Source organism: Nonomuraea indica, assembly GCF_002850745.1.
Taxonomy (GTDB): Bacteria; Actinomycetota; Actinomycetes; order Streptosporangiales; family Streptosporangiaceae; genus Nonomuraea; species Nonomuraea indica.
The window spans coordinates 74,745-98,003 of sequence record NZ_KZ559474.1 but is presented as its reverse complement, the minus strand read 5'-3'; the positions used below and the strand labels follow the sequence as shown (position 1 = coordinate 98,003).

The following is a 23,259-nucleotide window of genomic DNA, read 5'->3' as shown; positions in this document are numbered from 1 at the left end:
GCTGTCGATGTCGCGCGGCGCCGGGAGGGCGACCGCGTTCGCGCGGGTGCTGCCGTCGTTCCTCATCGTCGGGGCGCAACGGTGCGGCACCACCTCGCTCTACCGCGCGCTGTCGGCGCATCCGCTGCTGCTCAAGCCGGTCCGGCACAAGGGCGTCCACTACTTCGACGTCGCGTACGGGCGCGGCCTGCCCTGGTACCAGGGGCACTTCCCGCTGCGGGTGGCCGCCGCGCGGCTCGCCGGACGGCACGGGACGGCGCCACGGGCGTTCGAGTCGTCGCCCTACTACCTGTTCCATCCGCTGGCCGGGGAGCGCATCGCCGTCGACCTGCCCGGGGTGAAGCTCGTCGTGCTGGTCCGTGATCCGGTCGAGCGAGCCTGCTCGGCGCACGCGCACGAGCTGGCCAGGGGGTTCGAGACGGAGGCGAGTTTCGAGCGGGCCGTGGAGCTGGAGGCCGAGCGGCTGGCCGGGGCCGAGGAGAGCCTGCGCGCGGGTCCGGACGCGGTGCACCACTCGCACCGCCACCACGCCTACCTGGCGCGCGGCCGCTACGCCGACCAGCTCGACCGGCTGGAGCCGCTGTTCGGCCGGGACCGCATGCTCGTGCTCGACAGCCACGCCTTCTTCGCCGATCCGGAGCGGGTGTACGACCGGGTGCTGGAGTTCCTGGGCGTGCCGCACCTGGGGTACCCGGTGTTCGACCGGCACAACGGGCGGGGCCGGCCGGGGCGGCTGCCGTGCACGGTGCGGCGGCGGCTGCGCGATCGCTTCGAGGCGGCCGACCTGCGCCTGGCCCGCTGGCTGGACGGTGACCCGTCATGGCGACGCTGACCCGTGCCGCCGTGGCCCGCGCGGTGTCGGCCCGGTCCGCGCTGAGCCGCGCCGGGACGGCCACGGGGGTGGGGCGGGTGGCGCGGGGCGGCCTGGCCGGGGCGGGTGCGGCCGTGGTGACCGCGCTGGCGCAGTTCGCGCTGGTGATGGTGGTGACCCGGACGTTCAGCCTGGAGGTGGCGGGGGCGTTCTTCACCGCCACGGCGCTGGCGCTCATGGCGGCCGGGGTGGCGAAGCTGGACGCGGGGAACGGGCTGGTGTACTTCATCGCGCGGGCCCGGACGTACGGCTATCGCGGCATGTCTGGATATATCCGGGCGGGATTGGTGCCGGGCCTGGTGGTGGCCACGATCGCCGCCGCGGCCCTGCACCCGCACCTCGGCCTCCTCGCACCGGCGCTCCCGGTGATGGTCGCCGCCGACGTGCTGCTCGCCGCCACGCGCGGGTTCGGCGCCATGCGGCCCACCGTGGTCCTCGACGGGCTGCTGCTGCCCGCCGCCCAGCTCCTGCTCGTGACGGCCGCCGCCTGGCTGCTGACCCCGGTTCCGGAGGGCGTCTCGCCGCCGACGTGGCTGGGGCTCGCCTGGGCGGCGCCGTACGCGGCGGTGCTCGTCCTCGCCGCCGCGGCGCTGCGCGGCCGCCTGCCGCGCACGCCGTACCTGCCGGGGACCTGCCGCGACCTGTGGCGGCACACCGCTCCCCGGTCGGTGGCCGCGGCGGTCCATGCGGTGTTCCAGCGGCTGGACATCGTGGTCGTGGCCGTGCTGGGCGGCCCGGCGCAGGCCGCCGTCTACACCGCCGCCACCCGCTTCAAGGTCGTGGGCCAGCTCGCGAACCAGGGTCTCGCCCGCGCCGCCCAGCCGCGCCTGGTCCGCGCGCTCGCCGACGGGGAGCTGGAACGGGCGCGCGAGCTGTACCAGGCGACGACGGCGTGGCTGGTGGTGACCACCTGGCCGGTCTGGCTCGGGTACGCCCTGCTCGCGCCGTGGGCGCTGCGGCTGTTCGGGCCCGAGTACGCCGACGGGACAACGGTGGCGCTGGTGCTGGCGGCCACGATGATGGTCGCGACGGCGTGCGGCATGGTCGACGTCGTGCTGACCGCCGCCGGGCACACCACGGCGAGCCTGGGCAACCTCGTCACCGCCGTCGCCGTCACCCTCGCCCTCGATCTCGCGCTGGTCCCGGCGCACGGCGCGCTCGGAGCGGCCCTCGGCTGGTCGGCCGGCGTGCTGTTGAAGAACGCCCTGCCGCTCTGGCAGCTCCACCGCCGTTACGGCCTGCGCCCCTTCGGCCGCCACAGCCTGGCGGCGCTCCGCGTCCGCACGTGGGCGGCGGTGTGAGCCCCGCGGCCCGGCGGCCGATCCTCGTCACGGGGCTGCCGAGGAGCGGCACCAGCTGGACCGGCAGGATGCTCGCCGCCGGCGGCGAGGTCGTCTACGTCAACGAGCCGCTCAACCCGCAGCATCCGCCCGGCCGCTGCCCCGGTGTCCTGCGCGCCACCGTCACCCACCGATTCCAGTACATCTGCGACGACAACGCCGCCGGCTGGCTGCCGGCCTTCCGTGACACGGTCGCGCTGCGTTACCGGTTCCTGCCGGAGCTGCGCGCCAACCGCTCGCCGTACGACCTGGCCCGGCTGCTCCGCTACGGCACCGCCTTCACGCTGGGACGGCTGACCCGGCGGCGGGCGCTGCTCGACGACCCCTTCGCGGTGCTGTCGGCGGGCTGGTTCGCCGCCCGGCTGGGCTGCACCGTGATCGCCCTCGAACGCGACCCGGTGTCGTTCGTGGCGAGCTGGCAGCGGCTGGGCTGGACCGTCTACTTCCACGAGTTGCTCGAACAGCCCCTCCTCGTCCGCGACCACCCCGCGCTGCTCGGCCTGCGCGCCCTCGTCGGCTCCCAGGACCGCGTGCTCAAGGCCGCCACGCTGTGGCGGGTCACGCACGACATCCTCGCCCGCACTCCCGGCATCCACCTCGTCCGCTACGAGGACCTGGCGGCCGACCCGGTGCGCGGCTTCCGGCGCCTGTACGGCCACGCGGACCTGGCGTGGTCGGCCGCCGCGGAGCGGCGCGTCCGCCGGGCCTGCTCGGGCCCCGCCGGCCGGGACCGGGGATTCGCCTGGTCGGGGTTGTCGCGGACGGCGTTCCGGCCGATGGACTCGCGCCTGGCCCTGGACGGGGCCGCCCGCGGGCTGACGCCCGCCGAGGTGGACCGGATCCGTGAGCTCACCGCCGGCAGCGTTCGACCAGACAACCGGTGAGCAGCCGGACCGCGAACGGCAGGTCGTCCACCAGGTAGCGGCGCGCCAGCCGGCCCGGCTCGCTGCCCAGCCGGAACGCCCACTCCAGCCCGGCGTCCCGCATCCAGCCGGGCGCCCGCGGCACCATGCCGGAGGCGAAGGCGATGGCCGCCCCGCAGCCGACGAACCACGCGTCCGGCAGGCGGCGGCAGAGCGAGGCGATGAGCTGGTCCTGCCGCGGGAACCCGAGCCCGACGAACACCACCTTCGGCCGGGCCGCCGTCACCCGGCGCAGCACCCGCTCACGCCCGGCGGCCGTCCGGTCGAAGGCGTGCGGCGGCGACTCCACCCCGGCGACCTTGAGCAGCGGGAAGACGCTGGCCAGCTCGCGGGCGGCGGCCACGGCCACCCCCGGCGGCCCGCCCAGCAGGTAGACCGGCCAGCCGCGGCGCGCGGCGCGCTTGCTCAACGACCAGATGAGGTCGGCCCCGGTGACCCGTTCGGGCAGCGGGTCGCCGAGCAGCCGCGACGCCCACACCAGCGGCATGCCGTCGGCGACGACGAGGTCGGCGGTGTTGACCAGCTCGCGCAGGGCCGCGTCCCTGGCGGCGGCGCGGCAGATGTCGACGTTGGGCGTGACGATACGGCCGCCGCGCCCCGCGTCGAGCTCGGCGGCGACGTGCTCGACCACCTCCGCCTCCGTCACCGGATCCACCCCGATCCCCGCCAGGACCACCCGCCCCGCCGGGATCCGCCCGCCCGGGACCGCCAGGCCGGCGGCATCCGAGGACGCCGTGTCAGGCCCGGCGGGAGTCGTCCCGCTGAGCGGGAGCTCGTGACGCGGCGGACTCGTGCGGGGCGAACCCGGTGCGCTCTCCACGGGCGAGACCTGGACCGGCGTGGCCATGGCCTCGGGTGGGCTCCCCGCCGGGCCTGTGCCCTCGGTCCCCGCCGTGCTTCGCGTCCGGGGCGTGGTCGTGGGGTCGCCAGGTGTGGACGCCCTCGGGGTGGCGCTGCCGGTCCGGGGTGGCCGGATGGACGCGGTGGCGTCGCGTCCGGGCGACGGCGTCGCCGGGACCCGCGCCCACAACGGCCCGCGCGACCCCGCTGCGCCGCCAGGCCGGGCAGGCCCACCGGCAGGGCCAGGAGCGGTGCCGACGCCGCTGGGACGACCCCCACGCGGGGCGCCGGACCCGTCCGGGGAACCGCCACCACACAGAGCGCCGGACCCGTCCGAGGAACCGTCACGACGCGGAGCGCCGGACCCGTCCGAGGGACCGTCACCGCGTGGGGTGCCGGGCCCGTCCGAGGAATCGTCACCACGCGGAGTGCCGGACCCGTCCGGGGGGGCGTCGCCGCGTGGGGTGCTGGGCCCGTCGGTGGGGCGGATGACGCTGGAGACGTGCTGGATCGCGCCGAGGGCGTGCCTGGAGGAGTTCAGGCGGGCCCGGAAGGAGCCGCACTCCGTGCCGTCCCCCAGCGTGTCGGGGCCGGTCGCGCCCTTCCCGGCACGGTGCGTCGTCCTTCCCGCGGGCGCGGGGGCCGAACCGTCGGCGGGCATGGGCGTCGGGCCCGTCGGGTGCGGCGGGGGCGGGGTGTCGGGTGGGCGGGTCAAATGCCGTGCCCCCGGCCGTGCAGGAGGGCCAGGACGGCGGGCGCCGGAACGAGGCCGGCCGCGACGGCGAGCGCGATGGGGACGCGGGGTTCGGCGGCCCGGGCGGACAGGGCGCGCACCGCCCACCGCAGCGCCGCGCGCCGGCGCCCCAGGGCGGCATGGTGGAAGGCGAGCTGGCCGTAGACGCGGGCCGCGCCGCGCGGGTCGGCGGCCAGGCGGGGGTGCCGGTCGAGCATCCATTCGAGCCCGGCGATGCGGTCGGCCCACCGGGTGGCGTAGTGGGAGGCGCCCCACCGGACCCGGACGAGGGGACGGTCGACGTTGGCGATGGGCCGGCGCCGGGCGGCGCGCAGCGCCAGGTCCCAGTCTTCGTTCTGGCCGCCGGGGGCGCTCTCGTCGACCAGCAGCGTGCCGCGCCGGAACAGGAACGTGGACGAGTGGACCATGACCATGCGCGACCGGACGAGGTCGTCCTCGGTGACCACGCCGGCGCCGGCCAGGCGGGACACCCGGCGCCCGCCGTAGTCGACCTCGATGCCGCAGCTCGCGAACTCCGCCCCGCCGTCGAGCGCGGCCAGCTGCGCGGCGAGCTTGCCGGGCAGCCACTCGTCGTCGTCGTCGCAGAAGGCGACGAGGTCGGTGTCGCACGCGGCGATGCCGGTGTTGCGCGCCCCGGGCAGCCCCGGGGTCCGCTGGTTGGGCAGCACGCGGACGGGTCGCAGGCCGGCCAGTTGCCCGGCGACGGTCGCCGGGTCGGCCCCGTCGGCGACGACGACGAGGTCCAGGCGGCCCGGCCGGTCCTGGGCGAGCGCCGCCGCCACCGCGGCGCGCAGGTGGTGGGGCCGGTCGCCCCGCGTGGGGATCACCACGCCGACGGACTGCTGCATGAGACTCCTCCCAGGCGTCACGCCGTCACCCCGCGGTAGCCGTACCTGCACCGGAGTGGCCAGGTGAGGGCCGCGACCAGCCCCCGGTGCGGGCCGGACCGCCACGACTCGTCGAGCGCCAGCCCGACCGGGCCGACGGTGAACCGCATCGGGTTGCCGGAAGCGGTGTGGGCCCTGGTGAGGCGGGCCGTCGAGCCGGTGACGAAGGGCAGCTCGGCCGGCAGGCCCAGCCGGTGGGCGAGCGCCCCCAGGGTGGGGTGCGGGTCGGTGACCAGGTCTTCGTAGCGCAGCCGGGTCACTTGGGCGCCGCGTCGGGCGAGCAGGTCGAGGGCGAGGTTCTGGGCGCTCCAGTGGACGGCGGTGCGGGCCGGACCCCAGCGGGTCATCGGACGGCCGTCCTCGGGGCGGGCGACGGTGCGCCGCCAGGAGTGGGCGACCGCCCGGGGGTCGCGGACGACGTGCACCACGTGGACGGGGACTCCGCCCGCCGCCAGGCAGTGGGCGAGGGAGGCGTGCTTGCTGGAGTCGATCACGACGCGGGCGCCGGCCGTCGCGGCCGCCGCATCGTAGACGCGGCGGTAGGCCCGCACGTACGTGGCCAGGTCGGGGTGCCGGATGCGCAGCACCCTGCGCGTGCGGTCGACGCGCTGCCGCAGGTCGAGCAGGCGGGTGGCGAGCGCCCCGCTCCAGCCGCCGAACGCCCGCTCCCCCACCTCGCGCCAGAACGGGCAGGCGGGGAACGGCTCGCCGCAGCCGCACGGCTCCGCGCCGAGCACGCCGCGCGCCCACAGGTGGACCACCTCGCCGAGGGGCGCCACGCCGGGCAGCTCTCCCAGCAGCCTTTCGAGCAGCGTGGTGCCGCTCCGGCCAAGGCCGCCCAGGAAGACCACCCGGGCGGCTGTCGAGGGGTGAGTCACGGGGGAATGGGCTTTCACATCGTGGATACGTAACGTGATAACCCTAGCGCTCAGCGTAACCGTACGGTCACTCGAACGCCAAAGGATCTACCCGCGAACGCCGACGGCCCCCGCCGGAGGGCGGGGGCCGTCGGGGGCGTGACGCGTCAGTGCGCCTCGATGATCATGCCGGCGCCGACCGTGCCGTTGGTGGCCTCGTCCACGAGGATGAAACCGCCGGTGAGCCGGTTGCGGGCGTAGTCGTCGACGAACAACGGCTGGGTGACCCGCAGCGACACGCGGCCGATCTCGTTGAGGCCGAGCGACGTGGCCTCCTCGTCGCGGTGCAGCGTGTTGACGTCGAGCCGGTAGTGCAGGTCGCGCACCAGGGCGCGAGCCGTGCGGGTGGTGTGCTTGATGGCCAGCTTGGAGCGCGGCGCCAGCCTGGCCCCGTCGCTCATCCAGCAGACCATGGCCTCCAGGTCCTGGGACACCTGCGGTTGGTTGTTGGGCCGGGCGATCATGTCGCCGCGGGAGATGTCGATGTCGTCCTCGAAGCGCAGCGTGACCGACATCGGCGGGAACGCCTCCTCCACCGGCCCGTCGAAGGTGTCGATGGAGGCGATCCGGGTGGCGAGGCCCGAAGGCAGGTGGACGACCTCGTCGCCGGGCTTGAGCACGCCGCCCGCCACCTGCCCGGCGTAGCCGCGGTAGTCGTGGAAGGCGTGGTCGGTGGCCTTCTGCGGGCGGATGACGTACTGGACCGGGAAACGCACGTCGACCAGGTTGCGGTCGGAGGCGATGTGCACGTTCTCCAGGTGGTGCAGCAGCGACGAGCCGTTGTACCAGGGCATGTTCTCCGACCGGGACACCACGTTGTCGCCGTTGAGCGCGGAGATCGGGATGAAGGTCAGGTCGGCCACGTTGAGCTTGGAGGCGAACGCGGTGAACTCCTCGCGGATCTCCTCGAACCGCTCCTCGGAGTAGTCGACGAGGTCCATCTTGTTGACGGCGAGCACGAGGTGCGGCACCCGCAGCAGCGAGGTCAGGAACGCGTGGCGGCGCGACTGCTCCAGCACGCCCTTGCGCGCGTCGATCAGGATGATCGCCAGGTCGGCGGTGGAGGCGCCGGTGACCATGTTGCGGGTGTACTGGATGTGGCCGGGCGTGTCGGCGATGATGAACTTGCGCCGCGGCGTCGCGAAGTAGCGGTAGGCCACGTCGATGGTGATGCCCTGCTCACGCTCGGCGCGCAGGCCGTCGGTCAGCAGCGACAGGTCGGTGTATTCGGTGCCGCGGTCGCGCGAGGTGCGCTCGACCGCTTCCAGCTGGTCCTCGAAGATCGCCTTGGAGTCGAAGAGCAGGCGCCCGATGAGGGTGGACTTGCCGTCGTCGACGCTTCCGGCCGTGGCGAAACGCAGAATGTCCATCGGTCTAGAAGTAGCCTTCCCGCTTGCGGTCCTCCATGGCGGCCTCGGAGGAGCGGTCGTCGGCCCGGGTGGCCCCCCGCTCCGTGATCCGGGTGGCCGCGATCTCCTCGATGATCTCCTCCACGGTGGCGGCCGTGGACTGCACGGCGCCGGTGCAGGTCATGTCACCCACCGTGCGGTAGCGCACCACGGCCTCGAAGAGCGGCTCGTCGTCGCCGCGCCGCACCACCTCGGAGTCGGGCAGCAGCATGCCGTCGCGCTCGAACACCTTGCGGGTGTGGGAGAAGTAGATCGACGGGATCTCGATGCCCTCGCGCCGGATGTAGTCCCAGACGTCCAGCTCGGTCCAGTTGGACAGCGGGAACACCCGGATGTGCTCGCCCTTGCGGATGCGGGCGTTGTAGAGGTTCCACAGCTCGGGGCGCTGGTTCTTCGGGTCCCACTGGCCGAAGTCGTCGCGGAAGGAGAACACCCGCTCCTTGGCCCGGGCCTTCTCCTCGTCGCGGCGGGCGCCGCCGAAGACGGCGTCGAACTCGTGCTCCTCGATCGCGTCGAGCAGCGTGGTGGTCTGCAGCCTGTTGCGGGAGGCGCGCCGGCCGGTCTCCTCGGTCACGCGCCCGGCGTCGATGGAGTCCTGGACGCTCGCGACGATGAGGCGCGCGCCGAGCTCGGCGGCGCGCCGGTCGCGGAACTCGATGACCTCGTCGAAGTTGTGGCCGGTGTCGACGTGCATCAGCGGGAACGGGATCGCCGCGGGCCAGAAGGCCTTCTCGGCGATGCGCAGCATGACGATGGAGTCCTTGCCGCCGGAGAAGAGCAGACACGGGCGCTCGAACTCCGCAGCCACTTCGCGCATGATGTGAATGGCTTCGGCTTCGAGCACGTCGAGCTGCGACGTCGTGTAGTCGCGCTGGAGCATGGGAGCTTCCTCCGGCGTTGGGGCGGTGCGGGTCGGTCGGCAGTCGGGTCAGGTCAGCGGTGCAGGTCGCGAATCCCGGCCAGCAGGGTAGTCGCCAACTCGGGTAGGGAAACCAGGATATCCGGTAGTGAGGGGTCAGCCTGGTTGTAGGTCAGCGCCGCGCCGTCGATCCTGCTCGCGTGGGCTCCCGCGGCCTGCGCGACGGCCACCGGAGCGGCGGAGTCCCACTCGTACTGGCCGCCCGCGTGGACGTACGCCTCGACCTCGCCGGTGAGCACCGCGGAGATCTTCGCGCCGGCCGAGCCGATGGGCACCAGCTCGGCGCCGACGAGGTCGGCCAGGTTGCGCACGAACTCGGGCGGCCGCGTGCGGCTGACCGCGATGCGGAACCGCCCGTCCTGGTAGGCGGGCAGCTTGGGCGGCTCGGCCGTGTTGAGGGTGCGCCCCTGGGCGGGCAGCGCGACCGCTCCGGCGCTCAGCGCGCCGCCCTCCCACAGGGCCACGTGCACGGCCCAGTCGGACCTGCCCTCCTCGGAGAACTCGCGCGTGCCGTCGAGCGGGTCGATGATCCACACCCGGTCGGCTTCGAGCCGGCGCGGGTCGAGGCGCTCCTCCCTGGTCGCCTCCTCCGACAGCACCCGGTCACTCGGCCGCAGCCGCGCCAGCGCCGCCATGAGGAAGACGTGGGACTCGCGGTCGCCGGCGGCGCGCAGGGCGGCCGCGTCGGCGAAGCCCTCCCGCGCGCGTACGGCCAGCAGCCGCTCTCCGGCCTCGGACGCCAGGCCGGCGGCGAGAGCGTGGTCGTCACGAAACGTCATCAGTAAGCTCCTTGCCCGCGGGCGACGGCCGACCAAGTCTTCCACAGGATCTGGAGGTCGAGCGTGAGGGACCAGTTCTCCACGTAACGCAGGTCCAGCCGCACCGATTCCTCCCACGACAGGTCCGACCTGCCGCTGACCTGCCACAGTCCGGTCAGACCCGGCCGGACGAGCAGTCTCCTGCGCACGTCGTCGCCGTAGCGGGCGACCTCCTCGGGCAGCGGCGGGCGGGGGCCCACCAGCGACATGTGGCCGAGGACCACGTTGATGAGCTGGGGCAGCTCGTCGAGCGAATGGCGCCGCATGAACGCCCCCAGCGGGGTGACCCGCGGATCGTTGCGGACCTTGAACAGGACGCCGTCACCGTCGCTGACCAGGGTGATCTTCGCCTCCTCGGAGCCGCGCCGCATGGTGCGGAACTTCACGATGGTGAACAGCGTGCCGCCCTTGCCCACCCGCGTCTGCCGGAACAGCGCCGGCCCCGGGCTGGTGGTGCGCACCGCAACGGCCAGGGCCAGGAGCAGCGGCGACAGCAGCACCAGCAGCGCGGCGGCCACCACCCGGTCGAAGACGTTCTTGACGAGCTGCCGGACACCGGTCAGCTCGGGGTGCTCGACGTGCAGCAGCGGCAGCCCGGCGGCGGGCCTGATGGTGGTGCGCGGCCCGGCCACCTCCATCAGGGCGGGGGCGACGACCAGCTCGGTGTCGGTGCGTTCCAGCCGCCAGGCCAGCCGCCGCAGCGCCACGCCGTCCATCTCGGGACAGGCCAGCACGGCGACGGTGTCGGCGCCGGTCTGACCGACCACCAGCGGCACGTCGCAGAAGTCGCCGGCGACCGGCACGCCGGCGATCTTCTCGCCGGGCGCGTCGCCGGGCAGGCAGGCGGCGACGATCTCCATGCCGTGGTGGCGTTCCTTGCGGAACAGGTGCACCAGTTCGGCGATCGAGGCGGCGTGGCCCACGGCCACCACCCGCCGCATGCACGCCCCGCCGGCGCGCCGCCGGTGCAGCGAGCGGCGCAGGCCGTACCGGAGCACGAGGGTGAGCAGGGTGACCAGCGGCAGGGCGAGCACCACGTAGCCGCGGGCGACGTCGGTCTTGCTGACGTACGAGCCGATGGCGGTGATGGCGATCAGCGCGACCCCGCACTGCAGAACGCGGCGGAACTCCTCGGACCCGATGCCGATCATGCGCGGCTCGTAGGCGCGGTTGAGCGCCACCGCGCCGATCCACACCCACGGGAGCGCCGCGCTGACCAGCAGGTACGGCGCCGCGTACGCGGTAGGGCCGCCGAACCTGAGCAGGAAGGCCGCCGCGGCCCCCACCCCCGCGCCCAGAAAGTCGGACACCACGGCCCGCGTGCGGTAGGCCCGCACCCAGGCCGGCAGACGTGGGCCGACCCGCCAGGCGGGGTCAGGCCCGGAGCCGACGACGGTCATCAGCACTTCGCCGTCGTTCAACGCGCGCCTCCCCGTGACCGGACATCAGCAGACAGTCACCAGATCGTAGCGTTGCGCAGTGGCGAGAAGGCTGGAACGAACCTATGCGGGGATCAGCGAGGAGGGCCGGAAATCTTAAGGTCTGCCCGGTGGTACTCGTTCTGGGTCGCTTCGAGGCCGTGCTGCATCAGCGACTCGACCACGTCCGCGGCCCGGTCCACGAGGAAGGGCAGGTCCTTGCGCTCGGCGGTGGCGAAGTCGCGCAGCACGAAGGCGGCCGGGTCCATGCGGCCGGGCGGGCGGCCGATGCCGAAGCGGACGCGGAGGTAGTCGCGGGTGCCGAGCGATTTGGTGATCGACTTGAGGCCGTTGTGGCCGTTGTCGCCGCCGCCCAGCTTGGCGCGCAGCGCGCCGTAGGGGATGTCGAGCTCGTCGTGCACGACGACCAGCCGGTCGGGGCCGATCTTGTAGAAGTCGGAGAGGGCCTTGACGGGACCACCCGACAGGTTCATGAAGGTGAGCGGCTTGGCCAGCACCGCGGCGCGGGTCTCCAGCACCTCGGCGCGGCTCTTGTGCGCCTTGAACCGCCCCCCGGCCCGCGCGGCGAGCTCGTCGAGCGTCATGAAGCCGGCGTTGTGCCGGTTGCCCGCGTATTCGGAGCCCGGGTTGCCCAACCCGACGATGAGCCAGCGGTCCATGAGTTCCCCTCGGACGGCGACGGGGCAGCCGACCGTGCCGGCTGCCCCGTCGGTGAAGCGTTACTCGGCGGCGGCCTCGGCGCTCTCGCCCTCGCCGGCCTCGGGGGCCTCGGCGGCCTCGCCCTCGGCGGCCTCCTCGGCGAGCGACTCGGTCTGCTTGTTGATCACGTGCAGGACCACGGCGTCGGCGTCGGCGGACAGCGTGGCGCCCTCGGGCAGCTTGAGGTCGCCGGCGGTGACCACGGCGCCGATCTCCATGCCCTCGACGTCGACCTCGACACCGGTCGGGATGTTGGTGGCCTCGGCCTCGACCGCGATGGCGACGAGCTGCTGGTCGAGCATGCCGTCGGACTGGACGTCGCCGACGGTGGTGACCGGGATCTCGACGGTGACCTTCTCGCCGCGCTTGACCAGGAGCAGGTCGACGTGCTCGACGAAGCCCTTGATCGGGTCGCGCTGCACGCCCTTGGGCAGGGCCAGCTCGTCGACGCCCTCGCCCTTGAGGCGGATCAGCACGTTGGGCGTGCGCAGGGCGAGGAGCACCTCGTGGCCGGGCAGGGTCAGGTGCTTGGGCTCGATGCCGTGTCCGTAGAGGACGGCCGGGACCTTGTCGGCGCGCCGGATCTTGCGAGCGGCGCCCTTGCCGAACGTGGTGCGCTGCTCGGCTGCGATGCGTACTTCGGACATGACATCTCCTAGGGATGCGTCGGGGATCGAAGGTGCGGCGCTCTCCCTCACCCGCCCTAGCGGAAGGCGTTACGAGCGCAACCGTTCTAGTCTACCGCCTACCGGCAGGCCGGGCTCCGCGTCAGGCGAGGCGCCCGGCTCCGCCGGCTCAGGTGTCGCCCTCGAACATGCTCGTGACCGAGCCGTCGGTGAAGACCTCGGTGATCGCGCGGGCGATCAGCGGCGCGATGGACAGGACCGTCAGCTTGTCGAAGCGGCTGGTCTCGGGCAGCGGCAGCGTGTTGGTGACGATGACCTCGCTGATGCGGGAGTTCTTGAGCCGGTCGACGGCCGGCTCGGAGAAGACGGCGTGGGTGGCGGCGACGATCACGTTGGTGGCGCCCTGCTCGTAGAGGGCGTCGGCGGCCTTGCAGATCGTGCCCGCGGTGTCGATCATGTCGTCGATCAGCACGCAGGTGCGTCCGCGTACCTTGCCGACGACCTCGCTGACCTTCACGGAGTTGGCCACGTCGAGGTCGCGCCGCTTGTGGATGAAGGCCATGGGCGTGCCGAGCGTGTCGGCCCAGCGCTCCGACAGCCGCACGCGCCCGGTGTCGGGCGAGACGACCGTGGTGCTGGCCAGGTCGAGCTTGTTCTTCAGGTAGCTCTCCAGCACCGGCATGGCGAACAGGTGGTCGACGGGGCCGTCGAAGAAGCCCTGGATCTGCGAGGTGTGCAGGTCGATGGACATCAGCCGGTCGGCGCCGGCGGTCTTGAACATGTCGGCCATGAGCCGGGCCGTGATCGGCTCGCGTCCGCGGCCCTTCTTGTCCTGCCGGGCGTAGCCGAAGAACGGCATGACCACGGTGATGCGCTTGGCGGAGGCCCGCTTGAGCGCGTCGACCATGATGAGCTGCTCCATGATCCACTGGTTGATGGGCCGGGTGTGGCTCTGGATCACGAAGGCGTCGCACCCTCGTACGGACTCGAGGTAACGCGCGTAGATCTCGCCGTTGGCGAAGTCGACGAGTTTGGTGGGGGTGAGGGAGACGCCGACGTGCTGGGCGACCTCCTCGGCCAGCTCGGGGTAGGCCCGGCCGGAGAAGAGCATGAGGTTCTTCTCGCCCGGCTGCTTGATGCTGGTCATGAACTGTTCTCCCGATGCTGGTGTTGCTCCGCCGCGTGTCGCTCGGCCAGCGCCCGCTCGGCCGCCGCCGCCGACTTGGTGCCCGCGCGCCTGCGCAGCACCCACGTCTCGATGTTGCGCTGCCGCGCGCGGGCCACGCCGATCGCGCCCGGGGGCACGTCGGTGTCGATCACCGAGCCGGCCGCCGTGTAGGCGCCGTCGCCGACGTTCACCGGCCCGACGAGCATGGTGTCGCACCCGACGAACGCGCCGTCGCCCACGGTGCTGCGATGCTTGTCGACGCCGTCGTAGTTGACGAAGATCACCGACGCGCCGATGTTGGCGTCGGCGCCGATCGTGGCGTCCCCCGCGTAGGACAGGTGCGGCACCTTGGACCGGTCGCCGACCTGGGTGTTCTTCATCTCCACGAACGTACCGGCCTTGGCGTCGCGGCCGAGCACCGTCCCCGGACGCAGGTAGGCGTACGGCCCGACGCTGGCGCCGGGGCCCACGACGGCGTGGTCGCAGACCGCGTTGCGCACCACGGCTCCGGGGCCGACCCGGGTGTCGGTGAGGGTGGTGGCGGGGCCGACCTCGGCACCGGTCTCGATGACGGTGGCGCCGTGCAGCTGGGTGGCGGGGTGCACGACGGTGTCGGGCTCGATCCGCACGTCCACGTCGATCCAGGTGGAGGCCGGGTCGACGATGGTCACGCCGGCGCGCATGTGCCGCTCCAGCAGGCGCTGGTTGAGCACCTTGCGGGCCAGGGCGAGCTGCACCCGGTCGTTGACGCCCTCGACCTCGGCGAAGTCGGCTGCGATGTGGGCGCCGACGCGGTGGCCGTCCTCGCGCAGGATCGCGAGCACGTCGGTGAGGTACTCCTCGCCCTGGGCGTTGTCGGTGGAGACGCGCTTGACGGCGTCGGCGAGGAGCAGGCCGTCGAAGGCGTAGATGCCGGAGTTCATCTCCCTGACGGCGCGCTGCTCGGGGGTGGCGTCCTTCTCCTCGACGATCCTCAGGACGGCGCCGGAGGAGTCGCGGATGATGCGCCCGTACCCGGTCGGGTCGGGCACCTCGGCGGTCAGCACGGTGACGGCGTTGCCGTCGGCGGCGTGCCGGCCCAGCAGCTCGGCGAGGGTCTCGGCGCGCAGCAGCGGCACATCGCCGTAGGTGACCAGGACGGTGCCGGCGATCGTGCCGACCTCCTCCAGCACGGTCCGGACGGCATGACCGGTGCCGCGCTGCTCGCGCTGGACGACGGCGCGGGCGTCGGGGCTGGTTCGCTCGAGGTGGGCGCCGACGCGCTCGCGCGCGTGGCCGATGACGACGATGAGCCGCTCGGGACCGAGGTCGCGGGCGGCCTGCAGCATGTGGTCGACGAGCGCGCGACCGCACACCTCGTGCAGGACTTTCGGGGTCTGGCTCTTCATCCGGGTGCCCTCGCCGGCGGCGAGGACGATCACGGCGGCCGGGCGCGGCACACTCACGGACTGAGGCTCCCTGTGACTGGACGGATCTGGGGTGCGGCTACCACACCGTTGCGGTGGGCCGCGTTCAGCGGTCCGCCGCAGCCGGCACATCGTGCGGCTACCCTCCCGACACCGCGAGGATACCTCCCGTCGTCCGGGGGTCCCGCGCAGGCCGCGCCCGAAGCTCCCGGAAGAGGACTCGAACCCCTACAAAGTGGACCAAAACCACTTGTCCTGCCGATTAGACGATCCGGGACTAATCGGACACCAAGGGCGTCCGACCCACACCTACGATACCGAGCCCGCCCGCGTCGCGCGTCCGCAATACCGCCTCATCCGATCACCGTCACGTCACGGCCGGAGGATTACCCCCAGAAGGCCCGGGTAGGGCCGACCCATAACAGACGGGCCAGAACGGCGCAAGCCACGGAACCCACTCACGTAGGTCGGCGGGCCGTTACGTATCACCTATTCGCCTCTTAGGCCTTCCTTACTTACGATGGCGTAGGTTACGGTGGCGTAGCCCGGACATTTGTCCTCATACACGTCAGGAAGGCACCACATGACCGTTACCGCCGAACGTCCGACACCAGGACCGAAGCCCGATTTCGAATCCGAACCGCGCACCAAGGCCGAGCTCGTCACCTTCGGGCTCGTGGTCGGCCTCCCCCTCGTCGCGTTCGCGGCCGCCGTGCCCATCGCCTGGGGATGGGGTCTCGGCTGGACGGACATCGCGATCGCGACCGTCTTCTACCTCGTCTCAGGACTCGGCGTGACCGTCGGGCTGCACCGCTACTTCACGCACGGCTCGTTCAAGGCCAAGCGGCCGCTGAAGATCGCGCTCGGCATCGCGGGGAGCCTGTCCCTGGAGATGTCCGTGCTCGACTGGGTGGCCACCCACCGCAAGCACCACAAGTTCTCCGACAAGGAGGGCGACCCGCACTCCCCGTGGCGCTTCGGCCCGGGCTTCAAGTCCATGTCCAAGGGGCTGCTCTACGCGCACATGGGCTGGATGTTCGACGCCGAGCGGACCAACCGCGAGAAGTACGCCCCCGACCTGTGCAAGGACGAGGACGTCGTCAGGCTGCACAAGTGGTTCCCGGCGCTGGCCCTCACCTCGATCCTGCTGCCCGGCGTCCTCGGCGGGCTCCTCACCTGGTCCTGGCAGGGCGCGCTGACCGCGTTCTTCTGGGGCTCACTGGTGCGCATCGGCCTGCTGCACCACGTGACCTGGTCGATCAACTCCATCTGCCACGTGTTCGGCGAGGAGGAGTTCCAGGTGCGCGACAAGTCGCGCAACGTCTGGTGGCTGGCCATCCCGTCCTTCGGCGAGTCGTGGCACAACCTGCACCACTCCGACCCCACCTGCGCCCGCCACGGCGTGCTCAAGGGGCAGATCGACCTCAGCGCCGGCCTCATCCGCATCTTCGAGCGCCTCGGATGGGTCCATGATGTGCGCTGGCCGACCCCCGAGCGCCTGGCGGCGAAGCGGGTTGCCTGATGCCGACCTCGCGGTGACCGGTCCTTCATCCGGCACCGTCATGATGGAGACCGTGACCGAGCCCCGATCCCGCAGACGCATGTCCGGACGAGAGCGAAGAGAGCAGCTGATCCTCATCAGCCGCACGCTGTTCGCCGAGAAGGGGTTCGACGGGACCTCCATCGAGGAGATAGCGGCGACGGCCCAGGTGTCCAAACCCGTGGTCTACGAGCACTTCGGCGGCAAGGAGGGCGTCTACGCGGTCGTCGTCGACCGCGAGATGCAGAAGCTGCTCAGCATGATCACCGAGGCCCTCGCCGCCTCCCACTCCCTGGTCAAGCTCGAACGGGCGGCGCTGGCGCTGCTGCGCTACATCGAGGAGAGCAGCGAGGGCTTCCGCATCCTCGTGCGCGACTCCCACGCCGCCTCGGGCACGGGCACGTTCGCGAGCCTGATCAGCGAGATCGCCAGCCAGGTCGAGGACGTGCTCGCCGACGAGTTCGCCGCCCGCGGCTACGACCCCAAGCTGGCGCCCATGTACGCGCAGATGCTGGTGGGCATGGTGGCCCTGACCGGGCAGTGGTGGCTCGACGTGCGAAAGCCGGCCCGCGAGGAGGTCGCCGCCCACCTCGTCAACCTCGCCTGGAACGGCCTGACGGGTCTCAACCCGCATCCGGCGATCACCGCCATGACCCGCATCCCCACCTCCGGCGTGGCCAGGCCGCGCACCGGCGAGAAGGAGCTGCGCGAGTTCGACAAGGCCCGCGAGAAGGAGCTCCGCGAGGCCGAGAAGGCGCGCCTGCGCGAGCTGCGGGAGGCCGAGAAGGCTCGGGTCCGCGAGCTCAAGGAGCGCGAGCGCCTGCTCAAGGAGGCCGAGAAGGAACGTGAACGCCTGCTCAAGGAGGCCGAGAAGGCCCGCGAGCGGGAGGAGAAGATCCGCCAGCGTGAGGCTCGCCTGGCGGAGCGGGCCGCCCGGCTGGGCCAGGCTGACCAGCAGGATTAGTCGTTGCGGCTTAGTTAACGTTCCGTTCAATCTGATGGGGCATATTTCTTGTATGTCCGCCGAAGTGCTGCAAGTTGGAAGCGACCTCCCCCTGCCTCAGGAGAGGTTCCTCAACCGCGAGGAGAGCTGGCTCCATTTCAACGAGCGTGTCCTCCAACTGGCCGAGGACCCCTCGCTGCCCCTCCTGGAGCGGGTGCGCTTCCTCGCCATCTTCGCCAGCAACCTGGACGAGTTCTTCCGGGTCCGGGTGGCGGGACTCAAGCGGCGGATGGCCACCGGACTGCTGCTGCGGACCAAGAGCGGGCTCAAGCCGCGCGAGGAGCTGGCCCGCATCGCCACCATCGCCGACGCCCTGGCCCGGCGGCACGCGGAGGTCTTCCACGAGCAGATCCTGCCCCAGCTCGCCGGCGAGGGCATCGAGATCGTCCGCTGGGAGGACCTGGGGCGCGAGGAGCGCACCGAGCTGCGCAAGCTCTTCCGGGAGCGGATCAGGCCGGTCCTGACGCCGCTGGCGGTGGACCCCGCGCACCCCTTCCCGTACATCTCGGGACTCAGCCTCAACCTGGCCGTCGTGGTGCGCAACCCGGCGACCGACCACACGGTGTTCGCCCGGGTGAAGGTGCCCTCCCAGCTCCCCCGGTTCGTGGAGGCGTCCAGCCAGCGGTTCGTGCCGCTGGAGGACGTCATCGCCGCCCACCTCGGGCAGCTCTTCAAGGGCATGGAGATCGTCCAGCACCACGTCTTCCGGGTGACCCGCAACGAGGACCTCGACGTCGACGAGGACATCACCGAGAACCTCATGCAGGCCCTGGAGAAGGAGCTGCTCAAGCGGCGCTTCGGGCCGCCCGTCCGGCTGGAGGTGGAGGACACCATCTCCCCCGAGGTGCTGGACCTGCTCGTGGACGAGCTGGGCGTGGCTCCGCACGAGATCTACCGGATCGCCGGGCCGCTCGACCTGACAGGCCTGCACGCCATCGCCGACCTCGACCGCGGCGAGCTCAGCTACCGGCCGTTCGTGCCCGCCGAGGCGGTCAACGCCGAGGACGACATCTTCGGCCTGCTGCGCGAACGCGACGTGCTGCTCCACCACCCGTACGACTCGTTCGCGACCAGCGTGCAGCACTTCATCGAGGTGGCCGCGGCCGACCCGCGCGTGCTGGCGATCAAGCAGACCCTCTACCGGACCAGCGGCGACTCCCCCATCGTGGACGCCCTCATCGACGCCGCCGAGGCCGGCAAGCAGGTCGTCGTCGTGGTGGAGATCAAGGCCCGTTTCGACGAGCACGCCAACATCTCCTGGGCCCGCAAGCTGGAGCGCGCCGGCTGCCACGTCGTCTACGGCGTGGTGGGGCTGAAGACCCACTGCAAGCTGGCCCTCGTCGTCCGGCAGGAGCCGTCCGGGGAGCTGCGCCGCTACTGCCACATCGGCACCGGCAACTACAACCCGAAGACCGCCCGGCAGTACGAGGACTTCGGGCTGCTCACCGCCGACCCACTGGTCGGCGAGGACGTCACCGACCTGTTCATCCACCTGACCGGTTACTCCAACCACTCGGCCTACCGGCGGCTGCTGGTCGCGCCGCACTCACTGCGCGGCGGGCTGCTGGCCCGGATCGAGCGGGAGATCGCCCACCAGCAGGCGGGCCGGCCGGCCCGCATCCGCATCAAGACCAACTCCCTGGTCGACGAGCCGATCATCGACGCGCTCTACCGGGCGTCGCGGGCGGGGGTGCCGGTGGACCTGTGGGTGCGCGGCGTGTGCACGCTGCGCCCCGGCATCCCCGACCTGTCGGACAACATCCGCGTACGGTCGGTGCTGGGGCGGTTCCTGGAGCACTCGCGGGTCTACGAGTTCGGCCTGGGGCGGCGGCCGGAGGTGTGGATCGGCAGCGCCGACCTCATGCGCCGCAACCTGGACCGGCGGGTGGAGGCCCTGGTCAAGGTCACCTCCCAGCAGCACAAGGCCTACCTGATCGAGCTGATGGATCTGGCCATGGCCGAGTCGACGAACTCCTGGTGGCTCGGTTCCGACGGCTCCTGGGTCCGCCACCCCGGCCTCGACCTGCAGAGCCACCTGATCAGCACCCGCCGCTGGAGGACCGTTGACGACTGACCCGCTGCGGGCCGCGGGAGCCGTCGTGTGGCGGGGCGATCCGTCCGCCCCCGAGGTGGCCGTCGTCCACCGGCCGCGCTACGCGGACTGGACCTTCCCCAAGGGCAAGCTGCGGCTCGGGGAGCATCCGATCGCGGCGGCCGTGCGGGAGGTGCGCGAGGAGACGGGCCTCGGCGTGGTGCTGGGCCGCGCCCTGCCGTCCGTCCACTACCCGAGCCGTGGGGGCAGCAAGCGGGTCGACTACTGGACCGCCCGGGTGGTGGAGGAGGACGCGTTCGTCCCCGGCGAGGAGGTGGACGAGCTGCGCTGGGTGCCGCTGGACGAGGCTCGCTCGCTGCTCAGCTACGCCTGGGACGCGGTGCTGCCGAACGCGCTGCTCGCCGGGCCGCTCGACACCGTCCCCCTCGTCCTCCTCCGGCACGGCACGGCCGGGTCGCGGCACGAGTGGCGGGGCGACGACGCGCTGCGCCCCCTCGACGCCGGCGGCGTGGCCCAGGCGGCCACCGTGGCCGCGGTGCTGCCCGCCTACCGGCCGCGGACGCTGCTCAGCTCGCCGAGCCGCCGCTGCGTCCAGACGCTGGAGCGGTTCCGGAGCGACGGCATCCGACTCGAACCGCTGCTCAGCGAGGAGCTCCAGGACCCCGTCCTGACCCCGGAGCTGGTGGCCGGGCTGCGCGGGCCCGCCGTCGTGTGCAGCCACGGCAAGGTGCTGCCGGACCTGATCCGGGCGCTGAGCGGCGCGGAGGTGCACCTGGACAAGGGCGCGTTCGCGGTGCTGCACCGGACCGGGGACCGGGTGGCCGCCGTCGAGACGCACACCACCTAGCGGATCTTCGCCACGCCCCGCAGGGTCGCGGCCCAGACCTCGGGGAAGCGGGCGTGCGCCTGCTCCGCCTCGGCGCGTTCCAGACCGAGCAGCAGCCCATAGGTGAACGTCTCCTCGCCGGCCAGGCGGGCCGCCTCCGCCTCCCTGGCCAGCGTCTGCTGCGCCACCATGCCGTCCTGGTGCGCCCCGAGCACCTCCTGCACCGCCTCGGCGAGCTTGGCCAGCTTCTTCATGTCCGAGCCGAGCGCGGGCCGCAGCGCCTCGGCGGTGTAGCGGGCGCGCTTGGCGGCCTTGCGGACGTCGTGCATGGCGATCTCGCGGCGCTCGGGGTCGCCGATGGCCTGGGCGGTGTCGTACGCCCGGGTGACGCGACGCCAGTTGGCGTCCGCCGCGCGCACGAGCTCCTTCCTCGCCGGCCTGGCGGCGGCCCCGGTCAGCTCCGGCGCGGCCACCAGCGCGTCGAGCGCGTCGAGCAGCGCGTAGTAGCGCTCGCCGCTCAGCGCCTCGCGGATCCGGTCGTACGCCTGCTGCTGCCGCCCGCCCAGGTCACCGCCGAGTCGGTCGCGGACCGGGCCGACGACCAGCTCGGGCGCGAGCCCGGCCAGCCGGCCGGTGAACCTGGCCCTCATCACCTCCAGGTCGCGCGCCTCACCGAGCACCGTGCCCAGCCAGCGAAGCTCGTCCTGAACGTGGGCGGTACCGGTCACGATCTTCTTGAACGCCTTGAGCGCGCTGCGCAGCCTGCGAGCGGCGACGCGCATCCGGTGCACGGCGTCCTCCTCGGTGCGCCGTACCCGGGGGTCCTGCGACAGCAGCGCGGCGACCTGGTCGGACAGGTAGCCGACGACCACCTCACCCGCGCTCCCCGGCCTGACCGGAGCGGCCGGCGGGGAGGCCGGGGCGAGGAGCCTGGCGAGCTTGCTGGCCGCCTCCGCCGGGGTGGCGCCGGCCTTGCGCAGGCGCTTGCCGACCTTGGCCAGCAGCGCCCGGTCGCCGTCGAGGAGTTCGGCCTCCACCTCACGCCAGCGGACCACCCTCGGCGGCCCGCCGAGCACGGTTCCCTTGACCCGGTCGTCGGCGATCTCGACCAGCCTGGTGTCGCCGTCGTGGACGACGGTGACGCTCCTGCGGGTGTCCAGCTCGGCCACGGGCCGCAGCTCGGCGCCACGGGTGAAGGCTCTGACCAGCTCGGACAGCTCCTGGGGCACCAGCTTCACGCTGCGGGTGAGCGGATGGGTGATCTCCTGGCGGGCGCCCCTGGCCCTGGGCAGCTTGAGGTGCCAGCCGGCGTCGTCACCGCCGCGGCGTCGTCTGAGCGTGACGCCGCGGGCGGCGAGTCGCAGGTCGGGCGTGTCGTAGTAGAGGGCCACGAGCTGGTAGGTCCTGGGCCCCGCCACCCGGCCCAGCCGGCTCAGGTCCGGAACGACGTAGTCGGGAGGGACGTCGAACTTGTCCTCGATCTCGATGCCCAACTGCACCTCACAAGTAGCCCTATACCCGACATACTGCCATTTGGTGGGGTCAGCTAACCTGCAGCAGTTCGATCCTGTTGCCGACAGGGTCGGTCACATAGACGCGCCGGTAGCCGGGGAGCAGGTCGTCGGGCACCGCGTCGGGCAGCTTCGCGACCAACTCGTCCAGGTCGTCGACGAGGAACCCCGGGTGCGCCTTCCGCGCCGGTCTGAAGTTCTCCTCGATGCCGAGGTGCACCTCCACGCCCTCCCCACGGAACCAGGCGCCGCCGCGCTCGGCCAGCTCCGGCGGCTTGGGGACCTCCCGCAGGCCGAGCACCCCCTCGTAGAACTCTCTCAGCTCGGGCTCGCTGCCGGGCGGCGCCGCCAGCTGGACGTGGTGCAACGCGATGATCACGCTCAGCCGCCCTTCCTCGCCACGACGAAGATCCGCCGGAACGGGAACGGCGTGCCGTACTCCTTGGCCGGGTACGCCCGGTCGAGCCGCTCGGAGAGGTCGGCGACGAAGCCGCCGCGCTCGTCGTCGGACAGCCGGTCGAAGATCGGGCGCAGGGCGGTGCCGGAGATCCAGTTGAGCACCGCGTGCTCGCCCCGCAGGACGTGGGTGTAGGTGGTCTCCCAGACCTCCACCGCGCACCCGCCCGTCGCGAGCTGGTCCAGGTAGTCGCCCGGCTCCCCCACGGGGCTGCCCCGGTCGAAGTCGCCCAGCCGCTCCGACCACGCCGGAGAACCGCACAGCTCGCGGATGGCCAGGTGGCTGGGGGCGTCGAAGTTGCCGGGCACCTGGAAGGCGAGCCAGCCGCCGGGGTTCAGCGCGTCGACCCAGTGCTCCAGGACGTCGCGATGGGACGGGACCCACTGGAGCACGGCGTTGGAGACGAACACGTCCACCCGCCGGTCGGGCCGCCACGTGGTCACATCGGCCACCGTGAACCTGGGCAACCCGCCGGGCCCTCCGGTCGGCGCGGCGGGCCCTCCGGTCGGCGCGGCGGGCCCTCCGGTCGGCGCGGCGGGCGCGGTCGGCGCGGCGGGCGCGGTCGGCGTGAGGCGCAGCTCCCTGGCCTTGGCGATCATGGCAGGTGAGGAGTCGAACCCTTCCACCGTCGCCCCCGGCCAGCGGCGGGCCAGCTCCAGGGTGAGCTCCCCCGAGCCGCAGCCGGCGTCCACGACATAATCAGGTTTGTCGGCCCCCACTCTGGCGATCAGTTCGTGGAACGGCCGTGACCGTTCGTCGGCGAACCTGGCGTAGGTCGCGGGATCCCAGATATCTCTCGACATGTAGATTATTGATATCGAGACATATATCTCGATGTCAAGACAGTACACTC

The 23,259-nt window shown here is 72.4% G+C and carries 21 protein-coding genes and 1 tRNA gene; 7 read left to right on the top strand and 15 right to left on the bottom strand.

Going from position 1 to position 23,259, the window contains the following annotated elements:
* Positions 1-7 precede the first annotated feature (7 nt).
* The 3 genes from CXR44_RS22810 to CXR44_RS22800 are packed head-to-tail and all read left to right on the top strand — an operon-like array spanning position 8 to position 3,095.
* A complete protein-coding gene (locus CXR44_RS22810) occupies positions 8-832 on the top strand; it encodes a sulfotransferase domain-containing protein (RefSeq protein WP_180903671.1) in 825 nt (274 codons plus the stop codon).
* Positions 820-2,172: a lipopolysaccharide biosynthesis protein gene (locus CXR44_RS22805; protein WP_101788141.1), complete on the top strand. Its 1,353-nt coding sequence runs from the start codon at positions 820-822 to the stop codon at positions 2,170-2,172. Before CXR44_RS22810 ends, CXR44_RS22805 begins: the two co-directional genes overlap by 13 nt.
* Positions 2,169-3,095 (top strand): sulfotransferase, encoded by a 927-nt coding sequence (locus CXR44_RS22800; RefSeq protein WP_101788140.1) that lies wholly within the window; start codon positions 2,169-2,171, stop codon positions 3,093-3,095. The genes CXR44_RS22805 and CXR44_RS22800 overlap by 4 nt, the downstream gene beginning before the upstream one ends.
* Here the strand turns inward: CXR44_RS22800 and CXR44_RS22795 are convergent.
* The 12 genes from CXR44_RS22795 to CXR44_RS22740 all read right to left on the bottom strand — a co-directional run bounded on the left by CXR44_RS22795 (position 3,061) and on the right by CXR44_RS22740 (position 15,293).
* Positions 3,061-3,780, bottom strand: coding sequence for a WecB/TagA/CpsF family glycosyltransferase (locus tag CXR44_RS22795; protein WP_245899334.1), 720 nt, complete (start codon positions 3,778-3,780; stop codon positions 3,061-3,063). The genes CXR44_RS22800 and CXR44_RS22795 overlap by 35 nt on opposite strands.
* Positions 3,781-4,685: 905 nt before the next feature.
* Entirely contained in the window at positions 4,686-5,576 is an 891-nt protein-coding gene (locus tag CXR44_RS22790; protein ID WP_101788138.1) for a glycosyltransferase family 2 protein, read from the bottom strand.
* A gap of 17 nt (positions 5,577-5,593) precedes the next feature.
* Complete coding sequence (locus CXR44_RS22785) at positions 5,594-6,493, bottom strand: sulfotransferase (RefSeq protein WP_180903655.1); 900 nt, start codon at positions 6,491-6,493, stop codon at positions 5,594-5,596.
* A 146-nt stretch (positions 6,494-6,639) separates the two neighbouring features.
* Positions 6,640-7,902 carry a sulfate adenylyltransferase subunit CysN gene (gene cysN / locus CXR44_RS22780; protein ID WP_101788136.1) on the bottom strand — a complete coding sequence of 421 codons (1,263 nt, stop codon included), beginning with the start codon at positions 7,900-7,902 and terminating at the stop codon, positions 6,640-6,642.
* Positions 7,903-7,906: 4 nt separating this feature from the next.
* The gene (gene cysD / locus CXR44_RS22775) at positions 7,907-8,821 is read right to left on the bottom strand and encodes a sulfate adenylyltransferase subunit CysD (RefSeq protein WP_101788135.1); all 915 of its coding nucleotides are present in this window, start codon (positions 8,819-8,821) and stop codon (positions 7,907-7,909) included.
* 53 nt (positions 8,822-8,874) lie between these two features.
* A complete protein-coding gene (locus tag CXR44_RS22770; RefSeq protein ID WP_180903654.1) occupies positions 8,875-9,639 on the bottom strand; it encodes an inositol monophosphatase family protein in 765 nt (254 codons plus the stop codon).
* The gene (locus CXR44_RS22765; RefSeq protein ID WP_101788366.1) at positions 9,639-11,078 is read right to left on the bottom strand and encodes a sugar transferase; all 1,440 of its coding nucleotides are present in this window, start codon (positions 11,076-11,078) and stop codon (positions 9,639-9,641) included. Before CXR44_RS22765 ends, CXR44_RS22770 begins: the two co-directional genes overlap by 1 nt.
* 113 nt (positions 11,079-11,191) lie before the next feature.
* Entirely contained in the window at positions 11,192-11,776 is a 585-nt protein-coding gene (gene pth, locus CXR44_RS22760) for an aminoacyl-tRNA hydrolase (RefSeq protein WP_101788134.1), read from the bottom strand.
* Positions 11,777-11,836: 60 nt separating this feature from the next.
* The gene (locus CXR44_RS22755) at positions 11,837-12,463 is read right to left on the bottom strand and encodes a 50S ribosomal protein L25/general stress protein Ctc (protein WP_101788133.1); all 627 of its coding nucleotides are present in this window, start codon (positions 12,461-12,463) and stop codon (positions 11,837-11,839) included.
* A 148-nt stretch (positions 12,464-12,611) separates the two neighbouring features.
* Positions 12,612-13,589, bottom strand: coding sequence for a ribose-phosphate diphosphokinase (locus CXR44_RS22750; protein ID WP_101788132.1), 978 nt, complete (start codon positions 13,587-13,589; stop codon positions 12,612-12,614).
* Complete coding sequence (glmU, locus tag CXR44_RS22745; protein ID WP_101788131.1) at positions 13,586-15,055, bottom strand: bifunctional UDP-N-acetylglucosamine diphosphorylase/glucosamine-1-phosphate N-acetyltransferase GlmU; 1,470 nt, start codon at positions 15,053-15,055, stop codon at positions 13,586-13,588. The genes CXR44_RS22750 and glmU overlap by 4 nt, the downstream gene beginning before the upstream one ends.
* 166 nt (positions 15,056-15,221) lie before the next feature.
* A tRNA-Gln gene (locus CXR44_RS22740) sits at positions 15,222-15,293 on the bottom strand.
* A 306-nt stretch (positions 15,294-15,599) separates the two neighbouring features.
* Here CXR44_RS22740 and CXR44_RS22735 point away from each other — a divergent pair.
* Genes CXR44_RS22735 through CXR44_RS22720 form a run of 4 tightly spaced genes read left to right on the top strand, consistent with a single transcriptional unit; the run spans position 15,600 to position 20,459 of the window.
* A complete protein-coding gene (locus CXR44_RS22735; RefSeq protein ID WP_101788130.1) occupies positions 15,600-16,538 on the top strand; it encodes an acyl-CoA desaturase in 939 nt (312 codons plus the stop codon).
* A 43-nt stretch (positions 16,539-16,581) separates the two neighbouring features.
* The gene (locus CXR44_RS22730; protein WP_101788365.1) at positions 16,582-17,520 is read left to right on the top strand and encodes a TetR/AcrR family transcriptional regulator; all 939 of its coding nucleotides are present in this window, start codon (positions 16,582-16,584) and stop codon (positions 17,518-17,520) included.
* Positions 17,521-17,572: 52 nt separating this feature from the next.
* Positions 17,573-19,633 (top strand): RNA degradosome polyphosphate kinase, encoded by a 2,061-nt coding sequence (locus tag CXR44_RS22725; protein ID WP_101788129.1) that lies wholly within the window; start codon positions 17,573-17,575, stop codon positions 19,631-19,633.
* Positions 19,623-20,459, top strand: a complete 837-nt coding sequence (locus CXR44_RS22720; RefSeq protein ID WP_101788128.1) for an NUDIX hydrolase — start codon at positions 19,623-19,625, stop codon at positions 20,457-20,459. Before CXR44_RS22725 ends, CXR44_RS22720 begins: the two co-directional genes overlap by 11 nt.
* On the opposite strand, the gene CXR44_RS22715 is transcribed toward CXR44_RS22720, so the two are convergent.
* Genes CXR44_RS22715 through CXR44_RS22705 form a run of 3 tightly spaced genes read right to left on the bottom strand, consistent with a single transcriptional unit; the run spans position 20,456 to position 23,209 of the window.
* On the bottom strand, positions 20,456-21,937 hold the full coding sequence (locus tag CXR44_RS22715) for a CYTH and CHAD domain-containing protein (RefSeq protein WP_245899333.1): 1,482 nt from the start codon (positions 21,935-21,937) through the stop codon (positions 20,456-20,458). The two genes, CXR44_RS22720 and CXR44_RS22715, sit on opposite strands and share 4 nt — an antisense overlap.
* 43 nt (positions 21,938-21,980) lie before the next feature.
* Entirely contained in the window at positions 21,981-22,328 is a 348-nt protein-coding gene (locus tag CXR44_RS22710; RefSeq protein WP_101788126.1) for a VOC family protein, read from the bottom strand.
* 2 nt (positions 22,329-22,330) lie between these two features.
* Complete coding sequence (locus tag CXR44_RS22705) at positions 22,331-23,209, bottom strand: methyltransferase domain-containing protein (protein WP_219601960.1); 879 nt, start codon at positions 23,207-23,209, stop codon at positions 22,331-22,333.
* Positions 23,210-23,259 lie beyond the last annotated feature (50 nt).